Here is a 26,307-nt window from a genome sequence, read left to right as displayed (position 1 = left end):
CGCCGGCCGGGCTACTCGCTGGTCGGGCCGGTGAAGTCCGGCGGCCGCTTCTCCAGGTGCGACGCCAGGCCCTCGGCCACGTCGGGGCCGCCGAAGCCGTAGAACTCGAGCCCCCACGAGGCGTCGAAGATCGACGAGTGGTCGCGGTACCAGTTGTTGAGCGCGTGCTTGGTCCAGCGGATCGCCGACTGGGCCCCGCCCGCCAGCTGCTCGGCCACGGCGAGGGCGCGGTCCTGCACCTCGTCGTCGTCGACGCACAGCGAGACCAGCCCGATCCGCTCGGCCTCCTCCCCCGACAGCGGTTCGCAGGTGAGCAGGTAGTACTTGGCCTTGGCCATGCCGCACAGCAGCGGCCAGCACACCGCCGCGTGGTCGCCGGCCGCCACGCCGAGCCGGGTGTGGCCGTCGATGATGCGGGCCGAGCGGCCGGCGATCGACACGTCGGCCAGCAGGCCCGCGACCAGACCCGCCCCCACTGCGGGTCCGTGCAGGGCCGACACGATCGGCTTGGAGCAGTCGATGACGTTGAACACGAGGTCGCGCGCCTCGCGCAGGACCCGGGTCCGCATCGCGTAGTCCTGGATCATCCCGTCGAGGAGCTCGAAGCTGCCCCCGGCCGAGAAGGCCTTCCCGGCGCCGCGCAGCACGGCGACGCGGGCGTCGGGGTCGCGGTCGACGGCCCGCCACACGTCCGCGAGCTGGCGGTGCACCGCGGCGTCCACCGCGTTGAGGCCGGGGCCGTCGAGGGTGATGCGCAGCACCCCGTCGGAGGGTCGGTCGAAGGTGAGGTCGCCGAAGTCGGCGTAGCGGTCGTCCACGGCGGGCCAACCTACGCGGCGCCGACCCGGCGCCGCATGGGCGCCGGTAGCGTCGGCGGCCGTGACCCGATCGGGCCCTCGCCGTCACGTCCGCACCGCGCTGCTGGCGCTGGCCGCCACCGCGCTGCTCGCGGGCGGCTGCACGAGCGACGGGCCCGAGCGGCCCGACCGGGCCCGCACCACCACGTCGACGACCACCACCACCTCCGCCCCCACGACCACCGCGGTCGTGGCGGACCAGCTGCCCGGGATGCCCCCGGTGCTCGACGCGGCGAACGTCTACTCCGAGGCGGCGGCCGGGAAGATGTCGCCGACGGTCGCCACCGCCCGGCCCCTCGTGTACGTGCCCGACAACGACGACGGCGAGGTGTGGGTGATCGACCAGGCGACGTACGAGGTCGTCGGTCGCCACCCCGTCGGCGAGCTCGTCCAGCACGTCGTGCCGTCCCACGACATGCGGACCCTCTACGCGAACGCCTCCGGGTCCAGCCAGCTCGTCCCGTTCGACCCGGTCACCGGCCTGCCCGGCGCCCCGATCCCGGTCGACGCGCCGTACAACCTGTACTTCACCCCCGACGGCCGGTCGGCGATCGTCATGGCCGAGCGGCGGAACCGGATGGACTGGTACGACCCGGTCACCTGGCAGCGCACCCGCTCGGTCGACGTGCCCTGCCACGGCCACGGCGCCACCACCGGCGGGATCAACCACGCCGACTGGTCGGCCGACGGCCGGTGGTTCATCGCGACGTGCGAGTTCTCGGGCCGGCTCGTGAAGGTCGAGACCGACACCGGTGCGATCCTGGGCACGCTCGACCTCGGCAGCCCCGACGACATGCCGCAGGACGCGCGCGTCGCCCCCGACGGTCGGACGTTCCTCGTCGCCGACATGATGGCCGGCGGGGTGCACGTGATCGACGGGCCCAGCTTCAACAGGGTCGGGTTCATCCCCACCGGCGACGGTGCCCACGGGATCTACCCGAGCCGCGACGCCACGGTCGCCTACGTGTCGAACCGCGGCCGCTCCGGTCGGGAGGGCGCCACGGGCGGCGGGACGGTCAGCGTCATCGACTTCGCCACGCTGCAGGTCGTCGCCACGTGGACGATCCCCGGCGGCGGGTCGCCCGACATGGGCGGCGTCTCCGCCGACGGCACCAAGCTCTGGCTCTCGGGCCGCTACGACGACGTCGTCTACGTCTTCGACACCGCGACGGGGGCGCTCGTCCGGACGATCCCCGTCGGCCGGGGCCCGCACGGGCTGGCGGTGTTCCCGCAGCCCGGCCGGTACTCGCTCGGCCACACCGGCAACTACCGCTGACGTCCGCGGGGTACACCGGTCGTGGGCGGCGGTCCCGTGCCGACGGCCCGCCCGGCTCCGCCGCCCGGCTACCACGGCCGGTGCTGCAGGCCTAGCGTCCACAGGTCACCGATCCAGGACCGATAACCGTGCCAGTCCCCACGTCAGACACCGGAGCGCCCACCACCGACCTCGACCCCGGACCCACCGCCGCCGCCTCGCCCTTCTGGGGCCACTTCACGGCGATGAGCTCGACCGACGAGCTCCCCGTGATGGTCCGCGGCGAGGGCTGCTACGTCTGGGACCGCGCCGGCAACCGCTACCTGGACGGGCTGTCGGGCCTGTTCACGGTGCAGGTCGGCCACGGACGCCGCGACCTGGCCGCCGCGGCGTCCGAGCAGATGTCGACGCTCGCGTACTTCCCCATCTGGTCCTACGCCACCGAGCCGGCGCTCGCCCTGGCCGAGCGCCTCACCGGCATGGCGCCCGGCGACCTCAACCGGGTGTTCTTCACCACCGGCGGCAGCGAGGCGGTCGACACCGCGTGGAAGCTGGCCCGCCAGTACTTCAAGGCGGTCGGCCAGCCCAACCGCACGAAGGTCATCTCCCGCAACCTCGCCTACCACGGCACGACCTTCGGCGCCCTGTCGATCACCGGCCTGCCCGGCATCAAGGAGCCGTTCGAGCCGCTCGTGCCCGGCGCGGTCAAGGTGCGCCACACCAACCCCTTCCGCTCCGGCCACGGCTTCGACGAGGAGTGGGCCGAGCTGTGCGCCCGCGACATCGACGAGCGCATCCGCATGGAGGGGCCCGACACCGTGGCCGCCGTCTACCTCGAGCCGGTGCAGAACACGGGCGGCACGATCCCGCCGCCCCCCGGCTACTTCCGCCGGGTGCGCGAGATCTGCGACCACCACGGCGTGCTGCTCGTGTCCGACGAGGTCATCTGCGCCTTCGGCCGGCTCGGGCACTGGTTCGGCGCCGACCGCTTCGACTACCGGCCCGACATGATCACCTTCGCCAAGGGCGTCACCTCGGGGTACTCGCCGCTCGGCGGCGTGCTCGTCAGCGACCGCCTGGCCCAGCCGTTCATCGAGGCCGGCTCCACGTTCCTGCACGGCATCACGTTCGGCGGGCACCCGGTCAGCTGCGCGGTGGCGATGGCCAACCTCGACGTCCTCGAGCACGAGGACGTGCTCGGCAACGTGCGGCGGCGCGCCGACGGGTTCCGCGAGCGGCTCGAGGGCCTGCGCGACCTCCCGATCGTCGGCGACGTCCGGGGCGACGGGTTCCTGCGCACCGTCGAGCTGGTGCGGGATCCCGACACGCTCGACACGTTCACCGACGAGGAGTCCGCCTGGCTGCTCAAGGGCCAGATCTCGCACCGGCTCTTCGAGCTCGGCCTCATGTGCCGTGCCGACGACCGCTCCGACCCGATGATCATCCTGTCGCCGCCGCTGATCGCGGGTGACGCGGAGCTCGACCTCATCGAGTCCGTCCTGCGCACCGTGCTCGTCGAGGCCTGGGACTCGCTCCGGGCCCGCTGAGCCCCGGCCGACCCCACCGCCCACCGCCCCCGTGCCGACCCCGCCGCTGCGAGTCCCCCCGGAGCGGGCCGACGCCGCCGGCACCCCGGCCAGGATCCGGGCCGGGCTGGCCGAGCTGCGGTCGCGCCTGGAGCTCCCCGACGCGTTCCCGCCCGAGGTGCTCGCCGCCGCGGACCGGGCGGCGGTCGAGGACGGCCTGGCCGGCGACCGGGCGGCCGGGCGCGAGCGCCTCGACCTCACCGACGTCGCCTTCGTCACGATCGACCCGCCGGGCAGCACCGACCTGGACCAGGCGCTCTGGATCGGCCGCCGGCCGGACCGGCCCGGCCACGTGGTGCGCTACGCGATCGCCGACGTCGCCGCCTTCGTCCGGCCCGGGGACCCCGTCGACGACGAGGCCCGCGCCCGGGGCCTGACGATCTACCTGCCCGACGGCCGGATCCCGCTGCACCCGCCGGCGCTCGGCGAGCACGCGGCGTCGCTGCGGGCGGGCCAGGACCGGCCGGCGCTCGTGTGGACGATCGACCTCGACGCCGACGGCGCCCGCACGGCGGCGCGGCTCGAGCGCGCGGTCGTGCGGTCGCGGGCCGAGCTCGACTACCCGTCCGTCCAGCAGGCGCTCGACGGTCACGCGCCCGACCCGGGCACTGCGGCGGCGGCCGAGGTCCTCGCGCTGCTCCGCGAGGTCGGGCAGCGGCGCGAGGAGCAGGAGCGCGCCCGGGGCGGCGTGTCGCTCCCGCTCCCCGACCAGGAGGTGGTGGTCGGCGACGACGGCACGATCGGGCTGGCCTTCCGGGCGCCGCTGCCGGTCGAGGGCTGGAACGCGCAGGTCTCGCTGCTCGCCGGCATGGCGGCCGCGGACCTGATGCTCGACGCCGGCGTCGGCGTCCTGCGCACCCTGCCGCCGCCCGACGAGCGCACGCTCGCCACCCTGCGGACCGATGCCGTCGCGCTCGGGGTCCCGTGGCCGCCGGGTTCGAGCTACGCCGAGGTCGTGCGGGCGCTCGACCCCACCCGACCGGCCGACGCCGCGTTCGCGACCCAGGCGGCCCGCCTGTTCCGCGGCGCGGGGTACCTGTACTTCGACGAGCGGGCGCCGTCGGGCGCCGTCCCGGTCGGCAGCACGGCCGAGCACGCCGCGGTGGCGGCGCCGTACGCCCACGTGACCGCGCCGCTGCGCCGGTTGGTCGACCGCTTCGGCAACGAGGTGGTGCTCGCCCACTGCGCCGGTCGGGAGGTGCCCGACGACGTGCGCGCCGCGCTGGCCGACCTGCCCCACCTCATGGGCGCGGCCCGCAACCGCGAGTCCCGCGCCGACGGCGCGGCGCGCGACCTGGTCGAGACCGCCCTGCTGGCCGACCGGGCCGGCGAGCCGCTGGCGGCGGTCGTCGTCGGCGTGGACCAGCGCGGCGCCCAGCTCCAGCTCCGTGACCCCGCCGTGCTGACCCGGGTCCCGGCGGATGCCGCCACCGGGCTGGCGCTCGGCCAGGAGGTCGCCGCGACCCCGGACCCCACCGGATCCGTCCTCGCGATCACGCCCGCGGCCCCGTGAGCCGCGGGGCCGAGCCGGTCAGGTGCCGGTGGCCCAGCGCCGGGCCACGTCGGCCGACGGCTTGGCCGTGCGATCACGTCGGATGAGGCCGAAGGCGGCGTCGTAGCCGAGGTTCCACTCGTAGTTGTCGACCCCGGTCCAGTGGAAGAAGCCGCGGACGTCGATGCCGTCGGCGATCGCGCCACGGGTGATCTCGAGGCAGTCCTCGAGGTAGCGGCACCGGAGGTCGTCGTCGTCCTGCGCGGTCCACGTCCCGATCCCGCACTCCGCGACGACGATCGGGCGGTCGGGCAGCTCCTCGGCCAGCCGCTCCAGGCAGACGCGCAGCCCCTCCGCCCAGGGCGCGAGGCCGAGCGGCCCGACGTCGGCCCCGGTCGGGTACGGCCGGAACGACAGGTCGGGCCCGATGCCGAGCGCGTAGTAGTAGCTGAAGCCGATCAGGTCGAAGGACCCGGCCATCTCGGGCACCTCGATCTCGGGCCGGCCCGGGACCGCCAGCACCCCGTCGCGCAGCGCCCTGATCCAGCTCCCCCAGACGACGTCGTCGACCATCCGGGCGTTGGCCCTCGCCGGCTCCGCCTGCCGGTCGTCGTCCTCGGACCACACCGGGTAGACGGGCATGAGGCTGTGGATCGTGCACGTCGGCTGGTCGCCGGAGCGCAGGAGCCGCCAGGCCTCGTGGTTCGCGAGCAGCACCGCCTCGAGCGCCTCGGCGAACGCGTCGACGTCCTGGCGGCCCGGCGGGATGCGGCCGGTCAGCCACCCCAGCATCGAGTAGGCGACCGGCTCGTTGACCGGCTTCCACCCGTGGACCAGGTCGCCGAAGGTCTCGCCGACCCAGTCGACGTGGCGGGCCCAGTGCAGGGAGCGGGCGCGCTCGTCGCGGAACCCGCCCTCGTCGTCGGCGAACCAGCCCGGCAGGTCGAAGTGGTGCAGGCAGGCCCAGACGCTGACCCCCGCCTCCCGGGCCGCGGTCAGGATCGCCCGGTAGTGCTCGACCGCCTCCTGGTCGTGCCGGCCCTGGCGCGGCTCGAGCCGGGCCCAGTCCAGCGACAGGCGGTGGTGGGTCAGGCCGAGGTCCGCGAACTGGCTCAGGTCCGACGCGTACTCGACGCCGAACCCGTTGCCCGCGCCGGATCGCGGCGCCCGGCCCGCCTCCTCCCACGCGTACCAGTCGCTCAGGGGCGGGGCGCCCTCGGTCTGCAGCGAGGAGGCGCCGGTCCCCCACATGAACCCGTCCGGGAACCCGTTCGTCGTCGTCATCCCACGAGTTTCGTTCCCAGGAACTGGGGCGTTCACCCCTGCTGGTGGGAACAGAGCGGTCGCAACCGGACGTTCACGGCCTCGACACCCGCCGGACCGCCACTCGCTTCTACGATCTGTTGATGTCGATCCACCCCAGCGCCCGCCACGTGCCCGACGGGATCGCGCTCACCCCGGCGATCACCCGCCGGGCCCCGAAGGTGCTGCTCCATGACCACCTCGACGGCGGCCTCCGGCCGTCGACGGTCATCGAGCTGGCCGCCGAGCACGGCTACGACGACCTGCCGACGACCGACGTCGACGACCTCGCCGAGTGGATGCTCCGCGGCGCCAACCGACGCAACCTGGAGCTGTACCTCCAGACGTTCGCCCACACGGTCGGCGTCATGCAGCACCGCGACGCCATCGAGCGGGTGGCGTGCGAGTGCGCGCTCGACCTCGCCGCCGACGGCGTCGTGTACGCCGAGGTCCGCTTCGCGCCCGAGCTGCACGTCGAGGCCGGCCTGACGCTGGACGAGGTGGTCGACTCGGTCGTGGCCGGCTTCCGGCGGGGCGAGGCGCTGGCTGCCGCCGACGGCCGGCCGATCCAGGTGCGGGCGCTCCTGACGGCGATGCGCACCGCGGCCCGGTCGGCCGAGATCGCCGAGCTGGCGCTCGCCTTCCGCGACCGCGGCGTCGTCGGGTTCGACATCGCCGGCGCCGAGGCGGGCTTCCCGCCGAGCCGTCACATGGAGGCGTTCGACCTGATCCGTCGCGGCCACCTGCACATCACCATCCACGCGGGCGAGGCGTTCGGCCTCCCGTCGATCTCCGAGGCGCTCGGCTGGTGCGGCGCCGAGCGCCTCGGCCACGGCGTGCGGATCGTCGACGACATCACCGTGGAGCCCGGCGGCACCGCCCGGCTCGGCCGGCTCGCCGACTACGTGCGCGACGCGCGCATCCCGCTCGAGATGTGCCCGACCTCCAACGTCCACACCGGCGCGGCGCCCAGCTACGAGGAGCACCCGATCTGGCTCCTGATGGCGCTGCGGTTCCGCGTCACGGTCAGCACCGACAACCGCCTGATGAGCGGCGTCACGCTGTCCGAGGAGTTCGACCACCTGGCGCGGGTCGGCGGCCTCACCCTCGACCGGATGGAGTGGCTGACGGTGAACGCGATGAAGTCGGCGTTCGAGCACTTCGACCAGCGCCTCGACCTCATCGACAGGGTGATCAAGCCGGGCTACGCCGAGCTGGCGGCGTTGTCGGTCCCCTGACGACCCTCGTCCCCGGTCGGGACCAGGGCGCGGGCAGGATCAGGAGAAGAGGGGTTCGCCGATCCAGGCGTCGGGCTCGTCGGCACCCGGCGGCACGGCGAAGAGGCCCGAGCCGGTGTGCAGCAGGTACTCCGACAGCGCGTCGTCCCGGGAGAGCTTCGTCTGCATCGGCACGTACTGCTGCCGCGGGTCGCGCACGAACGCGATGAAGAACAACCCGGCGTCGAGCCGGCCCAGGCCGTCGGTGCCGTCGGTGAAGTTGTAGCCCCGGCGCAGCATCTGCACGCCGCCGTTCTCGTCGGGGTGCGCCAGCCGGACGTGGGAGTTGAGCGCGATGTCGGGACCGTCGGCGCCCTTGGCGTCGAGGTCGACGGCCGTGAACTCCGTGCCGCCCGACAGCGGCGCGCCCTCGCCCTTGTCGCGGCCGACGATCGTCTCCTGCTCCCGGAGCGAGGTCCGGTCCCACGTCTCGATGTGCATGCTGATCCGCCGGGCGACGAGGTACGACCCGCCCGCCATCCACTCCGCCGCCGGGTCGTCGCCCCGGCCCACCCACACCTGGGAGTCGATGAGGTCCGTCTGCTCGGCCTTGAGGTTGGCCGTGCCGTCCTTGAAGCCGAAGAGGTTCCGGGGCGTCGTCTGCGTGGTCGACGTCGACGACGTCCGGCCGAAGCCCAGCTGCGACCAGCGCACCGCGGCCACGCCGAACGCCATGCGGGCCAGGTTCCGCACCGCGTGCACGGCGACCTGCGGGTCGTTGGCGCAGGCCTGGACGCACAGGTCGCCGCCCGTGCGGGCCGGGTCGAGTCGGTCGGCCGGGAAGTGCGGCAGGTCGATGAGCGCCGCGGGTCGGCGGTCGGCCAGACCGAAGCGGTCGACGCCGTCCCGGACGAACAGGCTCGGGCCGAACCCGATCGTGATCGTCAGCTGCGACGGCGGGAGCCCGTAGGCCTCGCCGGTGTCGGCGGGCGGGGCGTCGAGCGGCCCGTTCATGGCACCGGTCGTGCCCGCGGAGTGGCCCTGGGTCATCCGCTCGGCGGCCGACGTCCAGCGCTGCAGCAGCGCGATCACCTTGTCGCGGTCCTCGGTCGTGACGTCGAAGGCGGCGAAGTGCAGGCGGTCCTGCGTGGGCGTGACGATGCCGGCCTGGTGGGCGCCACGGAACGGCACGGAGCCGGCGGGGTCGTCCCCGTCGCCGGCGACCGTCTCGGTGTCGGACGCGCTGGCGACCGCGACGCCGATGCCGGCGCCCGCGACCACGGCGCCGACCCCGGCCGCGCCGAGGAGCCAGCGGCGCGGGACGCCCCGGTCGGGGGCGTCCTCGCCGCTGGTCACGTCGGTGTCGGCGTCGGTCGGCTCCATCGTCTGCTCCCGGCCCGTCAGAGCACGACCACGGAGGTCAGCTGCGACAGGGGTTCGCTCAGTGCGTTGACGGCGTCGGACAGCTGCTTGACCTGCTCCTGCGTGAGCTGGTCGTAGTACTGGAAGCCGTCGGCCGTCCTGTACTTGTCGAGCTCGGTCTGGATCGCTGCGAACTCGGCGTCGAGCGTCTCGGCGAGGTCCGGGTCCTTGACCAGCACGATCGGCCGCAGGGCCTGGTAGGCGAGACGGGCGCCGTCGACGTTGGCCTGGAAGTCCCAGAGGTCGGTGTGGCTCCAGGCCTCCTCCTCACCGGTGACCTTGCCCGTCGCCACCTCGTCGAGGAGCTCCTTGGCGCCGTTGCCGAGCTGGTCGGCCTTGAACTCGACGTCGGTCACGCGATCGGCGAGCTCGTTCGTGTCGGCCACGAGCCGGTCCGCCATCGTGGCCCGCTGCTCGGGCGTGTCGAGCTCGGTGGAGCCCGCCGGCGGCCAGAGCTGCTTCTCGATCTGGTGCCAGCCGGTCCACTCCTGGCCCTCCTCCAGGTCGGCCTCGCGGAGGTCGAGCCTCGGATCGAGGTCGCCGAAGCTCTCGGCCACGGGCTCGATCGTCTCCCAGTAGGCCCGGGTCGGGGCGTACAGGGCGCGGGCCTCGTCGTCGTTGCCCGCCTTGTACGCGTCCGCGAACTTCTGCGTGCCGGCGACCAGGAGGCCCACCTGCTGCTCCACGTAGGACTTGTACTGCGCGGTGGCGGCATCCTCGAGCTCCTTGAGCTCGCCCGTCGTCGCGTCCTCCTCGCCCGAGTCGGTGACGGTGAAGTCGCCGCGGATGCCGTCGCCGGTCATGCCGGGCTTGCAGGCGGTCACGTACGAGCCCGGCTCCGCCCGGACGACGAGGTCGCGGCTCAGGCCGGGGCCGATGTTCTCGACCTCTCCGATGATCGCGACGCCGTCCTCGGCGAGCAGGTAGAACTCGGTCACCTGGCCGCCGGTGTTCTCCACGCTGAACACGACGTTGCCCGACGGGGCCTTGGTCGCCGAGAGCGTGCACTCGGTGTCGTTGCTCTCGACGCTGATCGTCGTCGGCCCACTGCCGCCGGAGCCCTCGTCGGAGGCCTCCTCCTTGGTGTTGTCGGTGCAGGCGCCCGCCAGGGCGACGATCGCGACGAGGGACGGGGCCAGCAGACGGCGGCCGTAGCGGTTCATGCAGTGGTTCCTTCTGTGATGGTTCGAGCCGTGCGGTCCGGGGCGCCGGGCGCGCCGCCGCCCGAGGGTGACGGGCTGGGCGAGGCGGGGCGACGGACCTGGAGGATGAAGAGCGTCATGGTCGGCACCAGGTAGAGCAACCAGCAGACGAGCTGCAGCCACGTGGTCCGGGGGTTGAAGTTGACCGTCCCCTTGAGGAGCGTGCCGTACCACGACCCGGGTGGGATCGTGCTGGACACGTCGAAGGCGGCGTTGTCGAGGCCGGGCAGGATGCCGGCCTCCTGCAGGTCGTGGACGCCGTAGGACACGACGCCGGCGGCGACGACCACGAGGAACCCGCCGGTCCAGGTGAAGAAGCGCCGGAGGTCGAGCCGCAGCGCGCCCCGGTACACGAGCACGCCCAGCACGACCGCGACCACGAGCCCGAGCAGGGCGCCGAGCAGCGGCGCCAGCGTGTCGCCGGTGGCCCGGGTGGCGGCCCAGAGGAACAGCGCGGTCTCGAGGCCCTCGCGGCCCACCGCGAGCAGGGCGAGGATCGTCAGGCTGATGCCGCCGGCGACCGCGTCGTCGATGCGGCCCTCGAGCTCGCCCTTGATGTTGCGGGCCTGGCGCGCCATCCAGAAGACCATCCAGGTCACGAAGGCGACCGCGACGATCGACAGCGTGCCGCCGATCGCCTCCTGCGCCTCGAACGTGAGCCCTCGGGGGCCGAACGTGAGCAGCGCGCCGAAGCCGACCGAGATGACGACCGCGATGCCCACCCCGAGCCAGATGCGCGGCAGGAGCGACCGGCGACCGGTCTTGACCAGGTAGGCGACGAGGATGCCGACGACCAAGGCGGCCTCGAGGCCCTCGCGGAGCCCGATCAGGAAGTTCGCGAACACGGCGACCTCCTCGTCAGCAGCGTCGTGGCGGGACGGAGCCGGTGCACCGGCGCTCGGCCCTATTAGGGATACCTAACCTCAAGAAAACCTAACGCTGCGGGGCAGCGCGGCTCAAGCTCCGGTTCGGCACACCCACCACGTTCGCTGCGGCACCCCTCAGCGGGGCCGGGCGCCACCCCTCACCGGGACGCAGCGACCGCGTCGGACCGGTCGAAGCCGGTCGGCGTCGTCGCCAGCTCGCGGCGGTCGGCCAGCACCTCGTCGATCACCCCGTAGTCGACGGCGCTCTGGCCTCGGAGGATGAAGTCGCGGTCGAGGTCGCGGTGGAGCTGCTTCGTCGCGCGACCGGTGGCGCGGGCGAGGATCTCGACCATCCGCTCCCTCATCTCGACCATCTCGCGCGCCTGGATCTCGATGTCGGTCGACTGGCCCTGGGCCCCGCCGTGCGGCTGGTGGAGCAGGATGCGGGCGTTCGGCAGCGCGAAGCGCCGGCCCGGCTCCCCTGCGGCGAGGAGGACCGCGGCGGCCGAGGCGGCCTGGCCCACGCAGATCGTGGAGACCGGCGAGCGGACGTGCTGCATCGTGTCGTGGATGGCGAACAGGCCCGTCATCTCCCCGCCGGGGCTGTTGATGTAGAGGCTGATCGGGCGCTCGGGGTGCTCGCCGTCGAGGTGCAGCAGCTGGCCGATCACGAGGTTGGCGACCTGGTCGTCGATCGGCGAGCCGAGGAACACGATGCGGTCCGACAGCAACCGGGAGAAGAGGTCGTAGGCCCGGTCGCCGCCGGGACCGGGGAGCAGGACGGTGGGGACGAGCACGGGCGCTCCTTCGGGACGGGCACGCCGTCCACGACGTGCAACTGGTGGGTTGCGCCTCACGGTACGACGCGCGATCGCCATGCGCAACCCACCACTTGCACTTCGCGCTACCCTCCTCACCATGACCGACGTGGTGCAACGATCCGCCGAGCTCGACCTCGACGCCGCAGGCGCGCTGCGCGCCCTCGTCGACCCCGACGTGCTCTCGACCTGGCTGGGCCGGTGGGAGCCCGGCGGCGGCGCCGGCGCCGTCGTCACGACCGACGATGGCGTGCGCCGGGAGGTCGCCGACCTCCGCGTCGGCCCGTCCGGCGTGACGTGGCGCTGGCGGCCCGCCGACGAGCCCGATGCCTGGTCCGACGTCGCGATCGAGGTCGAGCACCTGTCCGTCGACCGCAGCCGGGTGACCGTGCGCGAGGTGCCGACCGCCGCAGCCTCGATCGGCCGCGACGCGACCCCGGGCCTCGACGGGCTCAAGTGGAGCGTGTGCCTGCTGGTGCTGCAGATCGCCGCCGCCAGCACGGCGCCCGCGCCGGCCTGAGGGCGCGACGTGAGGCCGCCCGCGAGGAGGCCCGCACGGTGACCGCGTTCGACCCCGGTCCGGTGCTCAGCGCCCTGGCCGACGACACCCGTCGCGCCGTGTTCGAGCACGTCGTCGCCGACGGCCCGATCACCGCGACCGAGCTCGCCGCCGGCCGCGACATCAGCCGCCAGGCCGTCGCCAAGCACCTCGACGTGCTCGACCGCGCCGGGCTCGTGCACGGCGAGCGCGCCGGTCGCGAGGTCCGATTCCGCGCCGACGTCACCCCGCTCGGCGACACCGCCGAGTGGCTGCGTCGGACCGGCGACGCCTGGGACCGACGGCTCGACCGCCTGCAGCAGGCCGCCCGCCCCGACTGACGCAGCGGTCGCCCGCACGCCCCGGCACGAGCGCGCCCCTGGGTCAGGGGCGCGGGCCGACGTAGCGGGCGCGCGCCCGGAACCGCAGCGGGCGCCTCGCCCACTCCTCGGCGCCGTGGGCCAGCCACCCGGCGGAGCGGGCGACGGTGAACACCGCCTCGCCCGCGTCGGTCGGCATCGACCACGTGTGGCCCAGCGCGCCGAGCGCCATGTCGACGTTGGGCCGGCCGAGCCCCTGCGCCGCGACCTCGGCCACCACCTCGTCGACCAGCCGCATGCGCCGGGCGGATCCGCCCGAGGCGCGGACGGCGTCGAGGAGGGCCACCGCCCTCGGATCGCCGTGCGGGTACAGGCCGTGGCCGACGCCGGGGACGGGTCCCGGGCGATCCGCACACCGCCCGACCGCGGCGGCCGGGCTCGTGCGCGCCGCATCCTCGAACAGGGCGCGCACCGCCCTCGAGGCCTGGCCGTGCAGCGCGCCGGCGACCGGGCCCATGCCGGCGGACACCACGGCGTGGGCGTCGGCCCGCACCGAGGCCGCGACACGGGCCGCGAGCGTCGACGCCGCCATCTCGTGGTCGGCCAGCAGCACGAGCGCGGCGTTGACCGCGGCGACGAGGGCGGGCGCCGGCCGGCGGTCGGTCAGCCGGACGGCGAGCCGGGCGGCCACGGTGCCGCGCACCCCCGGGCGGTCGGGGAGGCGCAGCGTCGGCACCGCGCCGCCGCTGCGAGCGGGCAGGGCGTCGACCATCGTGGCGATCAGCTCGGGGCCCGCCGCCAGCAGCGACCCCGCGCCGTCGGGCCCGAGGTCGACCGGCGGACGCGGGCGGCATCCGTCCAGCGCCACGGCCAGGCGGAGGCGGTCGAGCATCGACGCGGTCGCCGGCGCCGGCGCGAGGACGTGGCCCGCCTCCCAGCTCGGGGCCGGCTCCGGCACCGAGCCGTCCCACAGGAGGTGCGCGACCTGCTCGAAGGAGCAGCGGCGTGACAGCCCCACCACGTCCTGGCCCCGGTACCGGAGGCGGCGGCCGTCGATGTCGGTGAGCGCGGTCTCCACCGCGACGTCGATCACCGGGCCCCTCGAGCTCCGGCGGGGCCGACCACGCAGGGCGAGGCGCTCGACGTCGGCCGTCGCGAACGTCGAGCTCCGGCCGTCGGCCCCCCGTTCGCTGCTGATGAGCCCGCGGCTGACGTAGGCGTAGAGGGTCTCCACCTTCACGCCGAGCCGCTGTGCCGCCTGGTGGGCGTCCATCCGTCGCTGCTGCACCGCCACCCTCGCGACGCTAATCAACGTTGATCGACGGCGGAAGGGGTGGGGGCGACGGCGGGCGCCCTGCTCGTGGCGGACTGCGGCCGGGCGGCGCCGCGTCGTCCGACCGGTCGGGATTGACGATAATCAACGTTGATCAGCTGGGCCGGCGGGAGGACGATCCGCCCATGGAACCCCACGTGCCCCCGACCGAGCCCACCCCGACCGCGATCGCCACCGACGGACCGATCCTGGCACCCCGAGGTCTCGCCGGCGTCGTGGTGACCGACACGGAGGTGGGCGACGTCCGGGGCGACGAGGGCTTCTACCACTACCGGGGCCACTCGGCGGTCGACCTCGCCCGGTCCCGCGGCCTCGAGGACGTCTGGGCCCTCATGGTCGACGGCGAGCTCCCCGCCGACGAGGAGCGCCGCCGCGAGTTCCGCCACGAGGTGCGGGCCCGCCGCTCGCTCCCGGCCGCCGTGCGCTCGGTCCTCCCCCACCTCGCTGGGGCCGGCTCGACGCTCGACGGCCTCCGCACCGCCCTGTCGCTCGTCGGCCAGGAGGAGCACATGCGGCCCCTCCTCGACACCCCCGAACCACGCCGGCGCGACGACGCCCTGCGCCTCGCGGCGGTGACCCCCACGATCGTCGCCGCGCTGCACCGCACCGCGCTGGGCGAGCCACCGGTCGAGCCCCGCGGCGACCTGGCGCCGGGCGCCGACCTCCTCTGGATGCTCACCGGCGAGGAGCCCGACCCGGAGGCCGCCCGGGCGCTCGAGACCTACATGGTCACGACGGTCGACCACGGGTTCAACGCGTCGACGTTCACGGCGAGGGTCGTGGCGTCCACGGGCGCGGACGTGGCCGGCTGCGTGGTCGCCGCGGTCGCTGCGCTATCGGGCCCGCTGCACGGCGGCGCCCCGAGCCGCGCGCTCGACCTGCTCGACGCGATCCCCGCCGACGGCTCCGATGACGACGTCGACGACGCGATCCGGTCGCGCCTGGAGCGGGGCGAGCGGCTCATGGGCTTCGGCCACGCCGTCTACCGGACCGACGACCCGCGATCGGTGCTGCTGCGGGAGATCGCCGCCGAGCTGGGCCGCCGCTCCGACGAGGCGAGCGCCGGGGTCGCGCACGCCCGGCGGGTCGAGTCCCGGGCCGTGGCGCTGCTGGCGGCGCACCGACCGGGCCGGGAGCTGCGCACCAACGTGGAGTTCTACGCCGGGGTCGTGATGGACCTGTGCGGGGTGCCCCGGTCGATGTTCACCCCGGTGTTCGCGTCGAGCCGGGCCATCGGCTGGACCGCCAACGTGCTCGAGCAGGCCCGGGACCCCAAGATCATCCGCCCGTCGGCCCGCTACACCGGTCCGGCCGCGCCGCGGCCCGTACCGCCGCTCGCCGGCTGACGGCCGCGCTCGGCGCCCAGGACCGGAGCCGGACGGGCGACCAGGGCCCGGACGCGCCACGGTCGCCGTCCCCCGCGCTGGGACGGCGACCGTGACGAGAGTCGGATCGGGACGGTCAGTCCTTGCGGACGCGGTCCTTCACGTCGTCCACCTTGTCCTCGACCCAGTTCTTGGCGTCGGCGGCCTTGTCCTTGACGGTGCCCGCCGCCTGGTCGAGCTTGCCCTCGCGCTGCAGGTCGCGGTCGCCGGTGAGGTCACCAGCGGCCTCCTTGGCGCGTCCCTTCAGGTCATCGGTCGTTCCAGCCACGTCGTGCCTCCGATCGTCGAACGGGGCCTCGGCCCCGAGTGTGCGGAGCGGTCGCCCCGGACGTCCAACGCGCTACCCGACCCGGCGGCCGCTCAAACGCGACGTGCCAGGCGCCACCGGGGCGGGGCACAGGTCTGACGGAGGCCCCGACGGGGTAGCTGCGGGCCACGATGGGCTTGACGATGGGACTTCCTGACGCCCGAGGTGGTCACGTCCCGCTGGCGGTAGCGTCCCCGGGACCACGTGGCCGGCACGATCCGTGCGCCCGGGGGATGACCGAAGGGGAGGACCAGTGATCGAGGAGACCACGACCACCGAGCGCCCGGCGGGCGCGGTCTGCGTCGAGATCCCGGCCGAGCCGCGGTTCGTCGCCCTCATCCGCGTCGCCGCGGCGAGCATGGCCGCCGACCTCGATCCGGTGATCGACGACGTCGACGACCTCCGGGTCGCGGTCAACGAGCTGGTCGGCCTCATGGTCGAGGCCGCCGAGGGCGGCTCGGTCGTCGTGCACCTGTGGAGCGACGAGCGGACGATCCACGTGACCGGCCGCTGCAACGGTCCGTCCTCGCGGGTCAGCCCCGACCAGCTCACGCTCCGCATCCTCGACGCGACCGTGGACAGCTACGACGTCGGCGACGGGTCCTTCCGGGTGCGCAAGCGACTGGGCGCCGTCTAGCGCCGACCGTCGACCTCCATGTCCACCGACCCCCCGGACCACACCGAGCCTCCGGACGCGACCGAGCCGCCCGACGCCTCCGAGTCGCCGCCGACCGAACCCGACCCGACCCCGTCGCAGGACGCGGAGGGAGCGGCGGACGGCCAGGGTGCCCGCGCCGACGACGAGCGCTTCGAGGAGTTCGCCCGGACCCGGGACCGAGCGCTGCGCAACGCCCTGGTCGAGGAGCACATGGGACTGGCGTACCACTTCGCCGCCCGCTACCGGACCTCGTCGGACGAGAGCGACCTGCGCCAGGTCGCGCTGCTCGGCCTCGTGAAGGCGCTCGACCGCTTCGACCCCCAGCGCGGCGTGGCGTTCAGCACGTTCGCGGGACGGACGATCGAGGGCGAGCTCAAGCGCCACTTCCGGGACCAGACGTGGTCGCTGCGGGTGCCGCGCTCGGTGAAGGACCTCCACGTCGCCGTGCGGCGGGCCTCCGAGGAGATGGAGCAACGGCTGTCGCGCTCCCCCACCGTCCGCGAGCTCGCCGACCACCTCGGTGTGTCGACCGACGAGGTGGTCGGGGCCATCGGTGCCGTCTCGGCCCGGCGGGCCGCGAGCCTCGACCGGCCCGACGGCGACTCCCCGAACGATCACGAGGCGGCCCTCGGGCACCCGGGGAGCACCGGCGACGTCGAGGACCGGGACCAGGTCGAGCGCCTGCTGTCGACGCTCGAACCCCGGGAGCAGGAGATCATCCGCCTGCGCTTCTACGAGCAGCTGAGCCAGGAGCAGATCGCGGCGAGGGTCGGGCTCTCGCAGATGCACGTGTCGCGCCTGCTGCGCCAGAGCTTCGTCCGCATGCGGTCGGCCGAGGCGGACTGATCGGACCGACCGGACGGCGCGGGCCGCGGCGGCGACGGGCCGGGTGCGGGTCTCGGGGCGCGACCGTCAGGAGGCGACGAGCTCCGAGCGGATCTGCTCGAGGCTGCCGCGCAGGAGCCGGGAGACGTAGGACTGGGAGAGCCCCACCTCCTCGGCGATCTCGGGCTGGCTCAGCTCCTCGACGTAGCGGAGGTGGAGCACGAGCTGCTGGCGCTCGTCGAGGGTGGCGACGGCCTCCCGCAGCACGGTCCGCTCGTCGACCTCGGTGTAGGCGGGGTCCACTGCGCCGAGCAGGCGGCCGAGCGACGAGCTCTCCTCGCCGTCGGACCCGGGGGCCTCGAGTCCCGTGGCGCTGCGGGCCTGGCCGGCCTCCATCGCCTCGAGCACGTTGTCGACCTCGGTGTCGAGCTCGGTCGCGACCTCGCGGACCGTCGGCGGACGGCCGAGCGACTGGGACAGGTCCTCGGAGGCGCGCCGGACCTGGAGGTGGAGCTCCTGGGCCCGTCGCGGCGGGCGCACCGTCCAGGCCCGGTCCCGCAGGTAGCGCTTGAGCTCGCCCTCGATCGTCCGGGAGGCGAACGTCCGGAAGGTCACGCCGACGCCGGTGTCGAAGCGGTCCACCGCCCGGATCATCGCCAGGAGCGCCGTCTGGCGGAGGTCGTCCGACGCGGCGCCGACCGACCGGGAGAACCGGCTCACGTGGTGGTCGGCCACGTGGAGGTGCGCCTCCACGACCCGGTTGCGGAGGTGTCGGTCGCCGGTGCGGTGGTACTCGTCGATGAGTGCCGCCACCTCGTCCGTCGACAGCGCGCTCGAGCGGGCCCGCCCGCCGGCACCCGGGCCGATCGGATCCGTTGCTGCGCTCGTGGTCATGGTCAGGGGCCTCCGTCCGCCGCCGGTCTGCATCGCCTCCGCGGGTCCGATCCTGGGTCGGCTCCACGAGCAGCGGGGCACGCCGTCGTGCCCCGTGCCAGCGCGTCGTACCCCGACCGCCCCTGCGTTCAAACCCTTGGACCCGCATCCCGGCCGCGCGGGGGCTCGCCGGGTCACCCTGGCCCTTCCGGCCGCGGGCCCAGGCCGTTAGCGTTCGCGAGCCGTGCCATCGCCCGATCCCGCGCTCGAGATGCCGCGGTCCGTCCCCGCGGACCGCTCGCCGTCGCCCCGTCGCGCCACGTGGATCGTGATCCTCGTGGTCATCCTGGCCGGCGCCCTGGCCGCCGCCGTGGCGTGGCGCGTGGCCGAGCGCGACGCCGCCACCCGCCAGCGGGCCGCCGCGGGCGACGTCCGCGACGCCGTCGAGCGCGTGGCGGACGACCTCGTGGTCGCGCTCAGCGGCGCGTCGGTCCTGATCGGCGTCGACGGCTCGGTGACCCAGCAGGGCCTCGAGCGGCTCGTGCAGGACGTGAGCGACGCGGGGACGTCGCGCCCGGTGGCCTGGCTGACGCCGGTCGACACGTCGGCCCCCGCCGTCGAGTGGACGGTCCAGCTGTCGGCGGCCGGCCCCCGGGCCGCGCCGGGCGACGCCGATGCGCTGGCGGGCATCGAGCAGGGCACCGTCTACCCGGCCGACACCCCGCTCGCCGCGGCGGCCACCCGGGCGCTGCGGTCCGGCCGGCCGGCGCGGACGCTGTACACCACCCCCGACGGGTCGGCCCGCCTGGCCGTGCTCAAGCCCGTCTACCGGGTCCTGCCGGAGAACGACCGGCAGCCGATCGTGCTCGGCGTCGTGATGACCGCCGACGTGCCCGGCGAGGTGGACGGCGCGATCACCGGTCGGCTCGAGGGCGACGTCCGGTACCGGGTCACCGACGGCGACGCCGTGGTGGCCGCGAGCGACCCCGCGCCCTCCGGTGGGGTGACCGGGGTGGTCGACGTCGACGAGCAGCGGCTGTCGACCCAGGTCGAGGACCGCCGCAGCGTGAACCACGAGCTGAGCTGGTTCCTCCTGTGGATCACCGCGGTGATCGTCGTGGCGGCCGGGGTCGTCGGGCTCCGCAGCGCCCGCTACGACCGGGAGCGCCGCCGGACCAACGCCATGATCGGCCGGACCGCAGAGCTGGCCCAGCACCTCGCGCTGGCCGCGACGGCGGACGAGGTCGCGGCCGTCATCAGCACGCAGGTGCCGGCGCTGTTCGACGCCGAGGTCGCCTCCTTCGGAGAGGTGGACGAGGAGGCCGGCGTGGTGCGACTCCACCACGGCCCCGACGTGGACCCGGCCGTCGCGGACCGGCTCGCCGAGATCCGCCTCGGCGACATCCCGACCCTGGCCGATGCGGTGTCGGACGGCTCGATCGTGCTCCTGCAGGACGCCGAGGACTGGCAGCGTGAGCTTCCCGCCGAGGTGTCGGACCGGCTGCTCGCCGCCGGCGCCCGGACGGCCGCAGTGCTGCCGCTCGAGGCCCCCGGCCGGGGCGTCGTCGCGACCGTGGGGATCATCTGGTGGCGGCCGCCGCGCTTCGACGAGCGCACGACGGCCACCCTCGAGACCGTGCGCGAGCTCTGCGAGCAGAGCCTCGCCCGGGCCGCGCTCACCGACCGGGTCTCGGCCCGGGCCTCGCACCTCGCCGAGCTCGCGGAGCGCCTCGCCGGCGTCGACACGGTCGCCGACACCGCCCGGACCGTCACGTCGATGGCGCTGGGGGTCGTCGGCGCCGGCGCGGCGAGCGTCGGCGTACGCGACGACGAGGTGGACGTGCTGCGGGTGTACCACGGCGACACGATCGGCGGGCGGGTGCTCGAGGTGTTCTCGGAGCTGCGACTCGACGCCCCGCTGGCCTTCACCGACGCGGTCCGAACCGGCGCGCCCGTGATGTTCCCCGACCTCGAGGCCTACGCGGCCCGCTACCCCGACACCGACGTCGCGAACCGGGACCTGGGCCTGGGTGGGCGGGCGGCGTTCCCGCTGCGCGCCGACGACCGGGTCATCGGCGCGATCGCCTTCGCGTGGGATGGTGCGGTCGACTTCGACCACGACCTGGTGAACGAGCTCACCACGGTGGCCGAGATCACGGCGCAGTCGGTGCGGCGGGCGCAGCTCATCGAGGAGCAGGCGGCCGACGCCGAGCGGAGCCGGGCGATGGCCGAGCTGGCGCAGGGCCTGGCGGCCCGGGCCGACACGGCCGACATCGCCGGCTTCCTCACCGAGTCGGTGCTCGCGCCGCTCGGCGCGGTCTACTCGGTGGTCGGCGTCATCGACGGCGACCAGCTGGTCCGGCGCTACTCCCGCTCGCTCGTCGAGACCGGGCTGACGACGTTGGGCCAGGACTACCTCAGCTCGGCGCTGGAGAGCCGCACGCCGGCGACGGACGCCGTGCGCGACGGCACGACGGTGTTCGTGACGAACCGCGACGAGGGCGACGAGCGCTACCCGGAGATGGCCCCGGTGTGGGACGCCCTCGGCGTCCATGCCGGCGCCGCCGTGCCGGTGCAGGACCGGGCCGGCCGGATCGTGGCCTCGATCAGCGTCCTGTGGGACCGGCCGATCGTCGTGCGCGACGAGATGCGCGACACGCTGGCGACCGTCGCCGGCATGGTCGGCCAGACGCTGGAGCGCACGGGGCTCGTCGACGAGCTGCGCCGCAGCGCCGAGCGGAACCAGAGCATGGCCGACTTCGCACGGGCGCTGGCCAACGTGCGCTCGATCGAGGAGCTGTGCCGCTCGGTGGTGGCGGGCGGGGCCCGGCCGGTCGGCGCGGTGCTGGCCGACGTGGCGCTGATGGCCGAGGACGGCACCGTGCTGCCCCTGGACGGGGGCGCCGAGGTGCCGATCGCCGCTGCCCCGGAGGACGGCGCGGGGCGCCCGGGACGCGACCCGAGGCGCGAGTGCCTGCGACGCCGCGAGGTGGTGGTCACACCCCGGGAGGAGCTGGCCGAGGTCTACGGGCCCGACACCGCCCGGTCGCTCGGTGCGCTCGGCGTCCAGCTCGTCGCCCACCTGCCCCTCGTGGCGCCCGACGGCACCGATCTCGGCGTGCTGGCCGTCGGGTGGGACGCCGCGCAGGAGCTCTCGACGACGATCCGGGCCAAGCTCCGGACGCTGGCCGAGCTGTGCAGCCAGACGCTCCAGCGGACGCGGCTGCGCGAGGCCGAGCACCGGCTCGTGCGCAGCCTGCAGGAACGGGTCGTGCGACCGGTGCCCGCCACGGCCGGCCTGCGGATCGCGGAGCGCTACCTCCCCGCCTCGGCGCAGGTGGGGATGGGCGGCGACTGGTTCGAGGGCATCGAGCTCGACGACCACCGCTTCGCGGTCGTGGTCGGCGACATCGCCGGTCACGGGATCAACGCGGTGGCCGACATGGTGGAGCTGCGGGCGATCATCGGTTCGCTGCTGCGCAGCGCCACGCCGCTCGAGGAGGTGTACCCGCAGGTGGCGGCGCTCCTGCAGCAGGGCGGCAGCGGCCTGACGGCCACGTCGTGCACGGCGGTGTTCGACACCACGTCCGACGCGCTGCGCTACGTGTCGGCCGGCCACCTGCCGCCGGTGCTGGCGCGCCCCGACGGCAGCGTGGAGCTGCTCGAGCACGGCCGCCAGCCGCTGCTCGGGGTGCCGAGCACCGCCGTCACGCCGGGCTCGGCGCCGTTCCCCCCGGGCTCGGTGCTGGCGATCTACACCGACGGGATCGTCGAGCGGCGGAGGGAATCGATCGACGTGTCGCTGGAGCGCCTCGCCGCGGCGATGGGCGACGTGCTCGGCTCGCGGGGCGAGACCGCGCCCGACGTCGAGCACGTCGCCGACGAGCTGATCGAGCGCTGCCTCGGCGGCCGGCCGACCGACGACGACGTCGCGCTGGTGGTCGTGGCCCGCGTCGGGGGTGGCGGTCGGGCGCCGACGGTGGATCGATCCGCGAGGGTGGGAGTGCGGTCGCGATGACACCGGCGAGATCGGGGAACTTCGATCGACGTCGTCAATCGAACCGATCGACAGGTTCGATTGATGCGGTCAATGGATAGCGGGTAGTCTCTCCGCTGTCGCCTATCGACGGCGACCTCCGAAACCCCCGACAACCGCATCCACGAGACCGACGCGTCTCGCGAGCAGAGAGCCAAGAGGTCCACATGTCCCTCGTCAACACCGAAGTCCTGCCCTTCACCGCCACCGCCTTCCACAACGGCGAGTTCATCGACGTGTCCGAGGCGGACTTCAAGGGCAAGTGGTCGGTGGTGTTCTTCTACCCGGCCGACTTCACCTTCGTCTGCCCCACCGAGCTCGGCGACATGGCCGACAACTACGAGGCCTTCCAGTCCCTCGGCGTCGAGGTCTACGGCGTGTCCACCGACACCCACTTCACCCACAAGGCCTGGCACGACACGTCCGACACGATCGGCAAGATCCAGTACCCGCTGATCGGCGACCCGACCTGGCAGCTGTCCGAGAACTTCCAGGTCCTGCGCCCGGGTCAGGGCCTCGCCGACCGCGGCACGTTCCTGGTCGACCCCGACGGCGTCATCCAGTTCACCGAGGTCACCGCTGAGGGCATCGGCCGCAACGCCGCCGAGCTCCTCCGCAAGGTCCGCGCCGCCCAGTACGTCGCCGCCCACCCGGGCGAGGTCTGCCCGGCCAAGTGGGAGGAGGGCGAGGAGACCCTGGCTCCGTCGCTCGACCTCGTCGGCAAGATCTGACCGACACCCCCTCTGCACGTCGGGCCGGGGGCGCACGCCCCCGGCCCGACGTCGTTCCGACCACATCCCCCCCACCCCCCCGCCGCCCCCGCGGCCACGTGAACCGGAGCCCGACATGCTCGACGCCAACATCGCCGCACAGCTGACCTCCCACCTGGAGAAGGTCACCCAGCCGATCGTCCTGCGGTCCTCGCTCGACGACGGACCCAAGTCCGCTGAGCTCGCCGAGCTGCTCGACGAGATCGCCGCGATGTCGCCCCGCATCACCCACGAGCGCACCGACGACGACGATCGCCGGCCCAGCTTCGCCATCGTCCGCGCCGGCACCGACGTCTCGATCCGCTTCGCCGGCATCCCGATGGGCCACGAGTTCACGTCGCTCGTCCTGGCGCTGCTCCAGGTCGGCGGCCACCCGTCCACCGCCAAGGAGGAGACGGTCCGCCAGATCCAGGACCTGCCGGGCGAGCTGCACTTCGAGACCTACTTCTCGCTGTCGTGCCAGAACTGCCCCGACGTGGTCCAGGCGCTGAACCTCATGAGCGTGCTCAACGCCAACATCCACCACACCGCGATCGACGGCGCGCTCTTCCAGTCCGAGGTCGACGAGCGCCAGGTGATGGCCGTGCCGTCGGTGTACCTGAACGGCGAGCCCTGGGGCCAGGGCCGCATGACGCTCGACGAGATCGTGGCCCGGCTCGACTCGGGCGCCGCCGAGCGCCGCGCCGCCGAGCTCGCCACCAAGGACGTGTTCGACGTGCTCGTCGTGGGCGGCGGCCCCGCCGGCGCCGCGGCGGCGATCTACGCCGCCCGCAAGGGCATCGCCACCGGCGTGCTCTCCGAGCGCTTCGGCGGGCAGGTCCTCGACACGATGGCGATCGAGAACTTCATCTCCGTCCCCTACACCGAGGGCCCCAAGCTGGTCTCGGCGCTCGAGCAGCACGTCCACGACTACGACGTCGACGTCATGGACCTCCAGCGGGCGGTCCGGCTCGTCCCGGGCGAGGGCCCCGGCGACCCGGTCGGCGTCGAGCTCGAGAACGGCGCGGTCGTCCGCTCCCGCAGCGTCGTGCTGTCGACCGGCGCCCGCTGGCGCAGCATGGGCGTGCCGGGCGAGCAGGAGTACCGCAACAAGGGCGTCACCTACTGCCCCCACTGCGACGGACCCCTCTTCAAGGGCAAGCGCGTCGCGGTCATCGGCGGGGGCAACTCCGGCGTCGAGGCCGCGATCGACCTGGCCGGCGTGGTCGCCCACGTCACGCTGATCGAGTTCGACGACCAGCTCCGCGCCGACGAGGTGCTGCAGCGCAAGCTGCGCAGCCTGCCCAACGTCGACGTCCTGGTCAGCTCGCTGACCACCGAGGTGCTCGGCGACGGCGAGAAGGTCGTGGGCATCACGGTCAGGGACCGCGAGACCGAGCAGGAGCGGAACGTGGACCTGGACGGCGTGTTCGTCCAGATCGGCCTGCTCCCCAACACCGAGTGGCTCGAGGGCACCGTCGCCCTGTCGCCCCGCAAGGAGATCGAGATCGACGACCGCGGCCGGACCTCGGTCCCGGGCGTCTTCGCGGCGGGCGATTGCACCACCGTGCCCTACAAGCAGATCGTGATCGCGATGGGTGCCGGCGCCACGGCGTCGCTGAGCGCCTTCGACCACCTGATCCGCACCAGCACGCCGGAGCCGGTGGCGGCCGGGGTCTGACCGATCCCGTCGCCGCCGACACGCCCCGCTCCCGGACCGGGCACCCGGATCCGGGGGCGGAGCGGCACATCCCGGAGCCGACAGGAGGGCCACCGTGAACCTGCGTGAGCTCGAGTACCTGGTGGCGGTCGCCGACCACCGCCACTTCGGCAGGGCCGCCGAGGCCACGTTCGTGAGCCAGCCCACGCTCTCCACCCAGCTGAAGAAGCTGGAGCAGGAGCTGGGCGTGACGCTCGTCGAGCGCAGCCGCAGCGGCGTGATGCTGACCCCGGCCGGCGAGGCCGTCGTCGAACGGGCGCGGGTCGTGCTCCGCGAGACCGCGGACATCCGGGACATCGCCCGGCACGCCGCCGACCCGTCGACGGCGACGCTGCGCGTCGGGCTGTTCCCGACCCTCGGCCCCTACCTGCTCCCCCACGTCGTGCCCAACGTGCGCGATCGCCTCCCGAAGGTCGAGCTCCTCCTGGTCGAGGAGAAGACCGAGGTGGTGCTGCAGCGCCTCGCCGACGGGGCCCTCGACGTCGGCGTCCTGGCGCTGCCCGTGAACGACGACCGCCTGCACGAGGAGCCGCTGTTCACCGAGGACTTCCTGCTCGCCGTCCCGGCCGACCACCCGCTCGCCGCGCACGACGGACCGGTCGACGTCTCGGTGCTCGCCGGCGAGCAGGTCCTGCTCCTCGAGGAGGGCCACTGCCTGCGCGACCAGGCGCTCAGCGTCTGCCAGGTCGGCGGCGCCTCGGAGCGTCGGGGCTTCCGGGCGACCAGCCTCGAGACGCTGCGCCAGATGGTGGCGGCCGGCGTCGGCGTGACGCTCCTGCCCGAGCTGGCGGTCCGACCTCCGGTGCCCGAGCAGCCCGACATCCGGCTGCTGCGCTTCAGCGACCCGGTGCCCAGCCGGACGATCGCGATGTTCTGGCGGACGAGCACCACGTACGGCGACCTGCTCCCGCAGCTCGCGGCGGTGTTCCGCGACCTGCCGCCCGGCCTGGTCGACACGCTGCCGTCGACCGCACCCGACGGTCCCGATGCGTCAGGCGGTCCCGATGCGTCAGGCGGTCCCGACGCGTCGGGCGGTCCCGATGCGCCGGGCGGTCCCGGCACGCCGGCGCCGCCGGTCGCCGCCGCGGTGGCGGCTCACTCCTCGTAGGCGTCGATCCGGCGCAGCAGGTCCACGGCCAGGTCGGGGCCCGGCTCGTCGTGCCACACGGCGGTGACGTTGCCGCGGACGTCGATCAGCACCGTGGTGGGCTGACCCTCGACGTAGGCGCCGCCGTAGCGGTCGGCCAGCGCGCCGGCGGGATCGGCCAGGATCCGCACGTTGCCCGGCACCTCGGACTCGAGCGCCTCGACGTCGGCCTGGGTCCGCTTGGCGACCGCGAGCAGCTGCACCCGGTCGCGCCCGAAGTCCACGAGGTGGCTGCCCATGCCCTGGAGCGCCTGCCGGGACGCCTCGTCGCCCGGCGGCTCCAGGAAGACGAGCACGACCGGGATGCGGCCGATGATGCGATCGAGGTCGACGCGGCCACCGGTGCTGGCCAGGACCTCGCCGGGACCGCCGTGGGGGTCGGGTGGTTCGGGGCTCATG

Annotated in this window: 23 protein-coding genes; 13 read left to right on the top strand and 10 right to left on the bottom strand. The window is 74.2% G+C overall.

The genetic code is table 11. The features are described 5' to 3' along the window. Positions 1 to 11: 11 nt before the first annotated feature. Positions 12 to 818 (bottom strand): enoyl-CoA hydratase/isomerase family protein, encoded by an 807-nt coding sequence (locus LH044_RS18485; RefSeq protein WP_227757067.1) that lies wholly within the window; start codon positions 816 to 818, stop codon positions 12 to 14. Positions 819 to 879: 61 nt separating this feature from the next. Here LH044_RS18485 and LH044_RS18480 point away from each other — a divergent pair, with 61 nt between their 5' ends. The 3 genes from LH044_RS18480 (at position 880) to LH044_RS18470 (ending at position 5,211) form a co-directional block, all read left to right on the top strand. After that, positions 880 to 2,133, top strand: a complete 1,254-nt coding sequence (locus tag LH044_RS18480) for a YncE family protein (protein ID WP_227757066.1) — start codon at positions 880 to 882, stop codon at positions 2,131 to 2,133. Positions 2,134 to 2,261: 128 nt separating this feature from the next. After that, positions 2,262 to 3,659: an aspartate aminotransferase family protein gene (locus LH044_RS18475; protein ID WP_227757065.1), complete on the top strand. Its 1,398-nt coding sequence runs from the start codon at positions 2,262 to 2,264 to the stop codon at positions 3,657 to 3,659. Positions 3,660 to 3,690: 31 nt separating this feature from the next. Continuing rightward, positions 3,691 to 5,211 carry an RNB domain-containing ribonuclease gene (locus LH044_RS18470; protein ID WP_227757064.1) on the top strand — a complete coding sequence of 507 codons (1,521 nt, stop codon included), beginning with the start codon at positions 3,691 to 3,693 and terminating at the stop codon, positions 5,209 to 5,211. Positions 5,212 to 5,229: 18 nt separating this feature from the next. Here the strand turns inward: LH044_RS18470 and LH044_RS18465 are convergent, their stop codons facing one another. Further along, positions 5,230 to 6,474, bottom strand: coding sequence for a family 1 glycosylhydrolase (locus LH044_RS18465; RefSeq protein ID WP_227757063.1), 1,245 nt, complete (start codon positions 6,472 to 6,474; stop codon positions 5,230 to 5,232). A 122-nt stretch (positions 6,475 to 6,596) separates the two neighbouring features. On the opposite strand from LH044_RS18465, the gene LH044_RS18460 reads away from it, so the two are divergent. Next, entirely contained in the window at positions 6,597 to 7,730 is a 1,134-nt protein-coding gene (locus tag LH044_RS18460) for an adenosine deaminase (RefSeq protein WP_227757062.1), read from the top strand. Between the two features lie 39 nt (positions 7,731 to 7,769). On the opposite strand, the gene efeB is transcribed toward LH044_RS18460, so the two are convergent. The 4 genes from efeB to LH044_RS18440 all read right to left on the bottom strand — a co-directional run bounded on the left by efeB (position 7,770) and on the right by LH044_RS18440 (position 11,996). Beyond that, complete coding sequence (gene efeB / locus LH044_RS18455; protein ID WP_227757061.1) at positions 7,770 to 9,092, bottom strand: iron uptake transporter deferrochelatase/peroxidase subunit; 1,323 nt, start codon at positions 9,090 to 9,092, stop codon at positions 7,770 to 7,772. A gap of 17 nt (positions 9,093 to 9,109) precedes the next feature. Continuing rightward, complete coding sequence (gene efeO, locus LH044_RS18450) at positions 9,110 to 10,294, bottom strand: iron uptake system protein EfeO (RefSeq protein WP_227757060.1); 1,185 nt, start codon at positions 10,292 to 10,294, stop codon at positions 9,110 to 9,112. Further along, positions 10,291 to 11,178, bottom strand: a complete 888-nt coding sequence (gene efeU, locus LH044_RS18445) for an iron uptake transporter permease EfeU (RefSeq protein WP_227757059.1) — start codon at positions 11,176 to 11,178, stop codon at positions 10,291 to 10,293. Before efeU ends, efeO begins: the two co-directional genes overlap by 4 nt. A 179-nt stretch (positions 11,179 to 11,357) precedes the next feature. Beyond that, the gene (locus LH044_RS18440) at positions 11,358 to 11,996 is read right to left on the bottom strand and encodes an ATP-dependent Clp protease proteolytic subunit (protein WP_227757058.1); all 639 of its coding nucleotides are present in this window, start codon (positions 11,994 to 11,996) and stop codon (positions 11,358 to 11,360) included. A 121-nt stretch (positions 11,997 to 12,117) separates the two neighbouring features. Between LH044_RS18440 and LH044_RS18435 the strand changes: the two genes are divergently transcribed. Together LH044_RS18435 and LH044_RS18430 are read left to right on the top strand one after the other, a co-directional pair. Continuing rightward, complete coding sequence (locus LH044_RS18435; protein WP_227757057.1) at positions 12,118 to 12,537, top strand: hypothetical protein; 420 nt, start codon at positions 12,118 to 12,120, stop codon at positions 12,535 to 12,537. A 38-nt stretch (positions 12,538 to 12,575) separates the two neighbouring features. Beyond that, positions 12,576 to 12,896: an ArsR/SmtB family transcription factor gene (locus LH044_RS18430; protein ID WP_227757056.1), complete on the top strand. Its 321-nt coding sequence runs from the start codon at positions 12,576 to 12,578 to the stop codon at positions 12,894 to 12,896. 43 nt (positions 12,897 to 12,939) lie between these two features. On the opposite strand, the gene LH044_RS18425 is transcribed toward LH044_RS18430, so the two are convergent. Beyond that, complete coding sequence (locus tag LH044_RS18425) at positions 12,940 to 14,169, bottom strand: citrate/2-methylcitrate synthase (RefSeq protein ID WP_227757055.1); 1,230 nt, start codon at positions 14,167 to 14,169, stop codon at positions 12,940 to 12,942. A 164-nt stretch (positions 14,170 to 14,333) separates the two neighbouring features. Here LH044_RS18425 and LH044_RS18420 point away from each other — a divergent pair, with 164 nt between their 5' ends. Then, on the top strand, positions 14,334 to 15,554 hold the full coding sequence (locus LH044_RS18420; RefSeq protein WP_227757054.1) for a citrate synthase: 1,221 nt from the start codon (positions 14,334 to 14,336) through the stop codon (positions 15,552 to 15,554). Positions 15,555 to 15,669: 115 nt separating this feature from the next. Here LH044_RS18420 and LH044_RS18415 read toward each other — a convergent pair whose 3' ends face one another. Beyond that, the gene (locus LH044_RS18415; protein WP_227757053.1) at positions 15,670 to 15,861 is read right to left on the bottom strand and encodes a CsbD family protein; all 192 of its coding nucleotides are present in this window, start codon (positions 15,859 to 15,861) and stop codon (positions 15,670 to 15,672) included. Positions 15,862 to 16,153: 292 nt separating this feature from the next. On the opposite strand from LH044_RS18415, the gene LH044_RS18410 reads away from it, so the two are divergent. Beyond that, positions 16,154 to 16,537, top strand: a complete 384-nt coding sequence (locus LH044_RS18410) for an ATP-binding protein (protein ID WP_227757052.1) — start codon at positions 16,154 to 16,156, stop codon at positions 16,535 to 16,537. Positions 16,538 to 16,555: 18 nt separating this feature from the next. Next, complete coding sequence (locus tag LH044_RS18405; protein ID WP_227757051.1) at positions 16,556 to 17,404, top strand: sigma-70 family RNA polymerase sigma factor; 849 nt, start codon at positions 16,556 to 16,558, stop codon at positions 17,402 to 17,404. 66 nt (positions 17,405 to 17,470) lie between these two features. Here the strand turns inward: LH044_RS18405 and LH044_RS18400 are convergent, their stop codons facing one another. Continuing rightward, entirely contained in the window at positions 17,471 to 18,277 is an 807-nt protein-coding gene (locus tag LH044_RS18400) for a sigma-70 family RNA polymerase sigma factor (RefSeq protein WP_227757050.1), read from the bottom strand. Positions 18,278 to 18,500: 223 nt separating this feature from the next. On the opposite strand from LH044_RS18400, the gene LH044_RS18395 reads away from it, so the two are divergent. From LH044_RS18395 to LH044_RS18380, 4 genes are all read left to right on the top strand, one after another. Beyond that, the gene (locus tag LH044_RS18395; protein ID WP_227757049.1) at positions 18,501 to 22,274 is read left to right on the top strand and encodes a GAF domain-containing SpoIIE family protein phosphatase; all 3,774 of its coding nucleotides are present in this window, start codon (positions 18,501 to 18,503) and stop codon (positions 22,272 to 22,274) included. Between the two features lie 185 nt (positions 22,275 to 22,459). After that, positions 22,460 to 23,023, top strand: coding sequence for an alkyl hydroperoxide reductase subunit C (ahpC, locus tag LH044_RS18390; protein WP_227757048.1), 564 nt, complete (start codon positions 22,460 to 22,462; stop codon positions 23,021 to 23,023). A 115-nt stretch (positions 23,024 to 23,138) separates the two neighbouring features. Continuing rightward, a complete protein-coding gene (gene ahpF / locus LH044_RS18385) occupies positions 23,139 to 24,722 on the top strand; it encodes an alkyl hydroperoxide reductase subunit F (protein ID WP_227757047.1) in 1,584 nt (527 codons plus the stop codon). Positions 24,723 to 24,816: 94 nt separating this feature from the next. Then, positions 24,817 to 25,869 carry a LysR substrate-binding domain-containing protein gene (locus tag LH044_RS18380; RefSeq protein WP_227757046.1) on the top strand — a complete coding sequence of 351 codons (1,053 nt, stop codon included), beginning with the start codon at positions 24,817 to 24,819 and terminating at the stop codon, positions 25,867 to 25,869. Here LH044_RS18380 and LH044_RS18375 read toward each other — a convergent pair. Then, positions 25,857 to 26,306: a peroxiredoxin family protein gene (locus LH044_RS18375; RefSeq protein WP_227757045.1), complete on the bottom strand. Its 450-nt coding sequence runs from the start codon at positions 26,304 to 26,306 to the stop codon at positions 25,857 to 25,859. The two genes, LH044_RS18380 and LH044_RS18375, sit on opposite strands and share 13 nt — an antisense overlap. Position 26,307: the final 1 nt, after the last annotated feature.

The organism is Dermatobacter hominis (genome assembly GCF_020715685.1).
GTDB lineage: Bacteria > Actinomycetota > Acidimicrobiia > Acidimicrobiales > Microtrichaceae > Dermatobacter > Dermatobacter hominis.
This window is presented reverse-complemented; position numbering and strand designations above follow the sequence as displayed.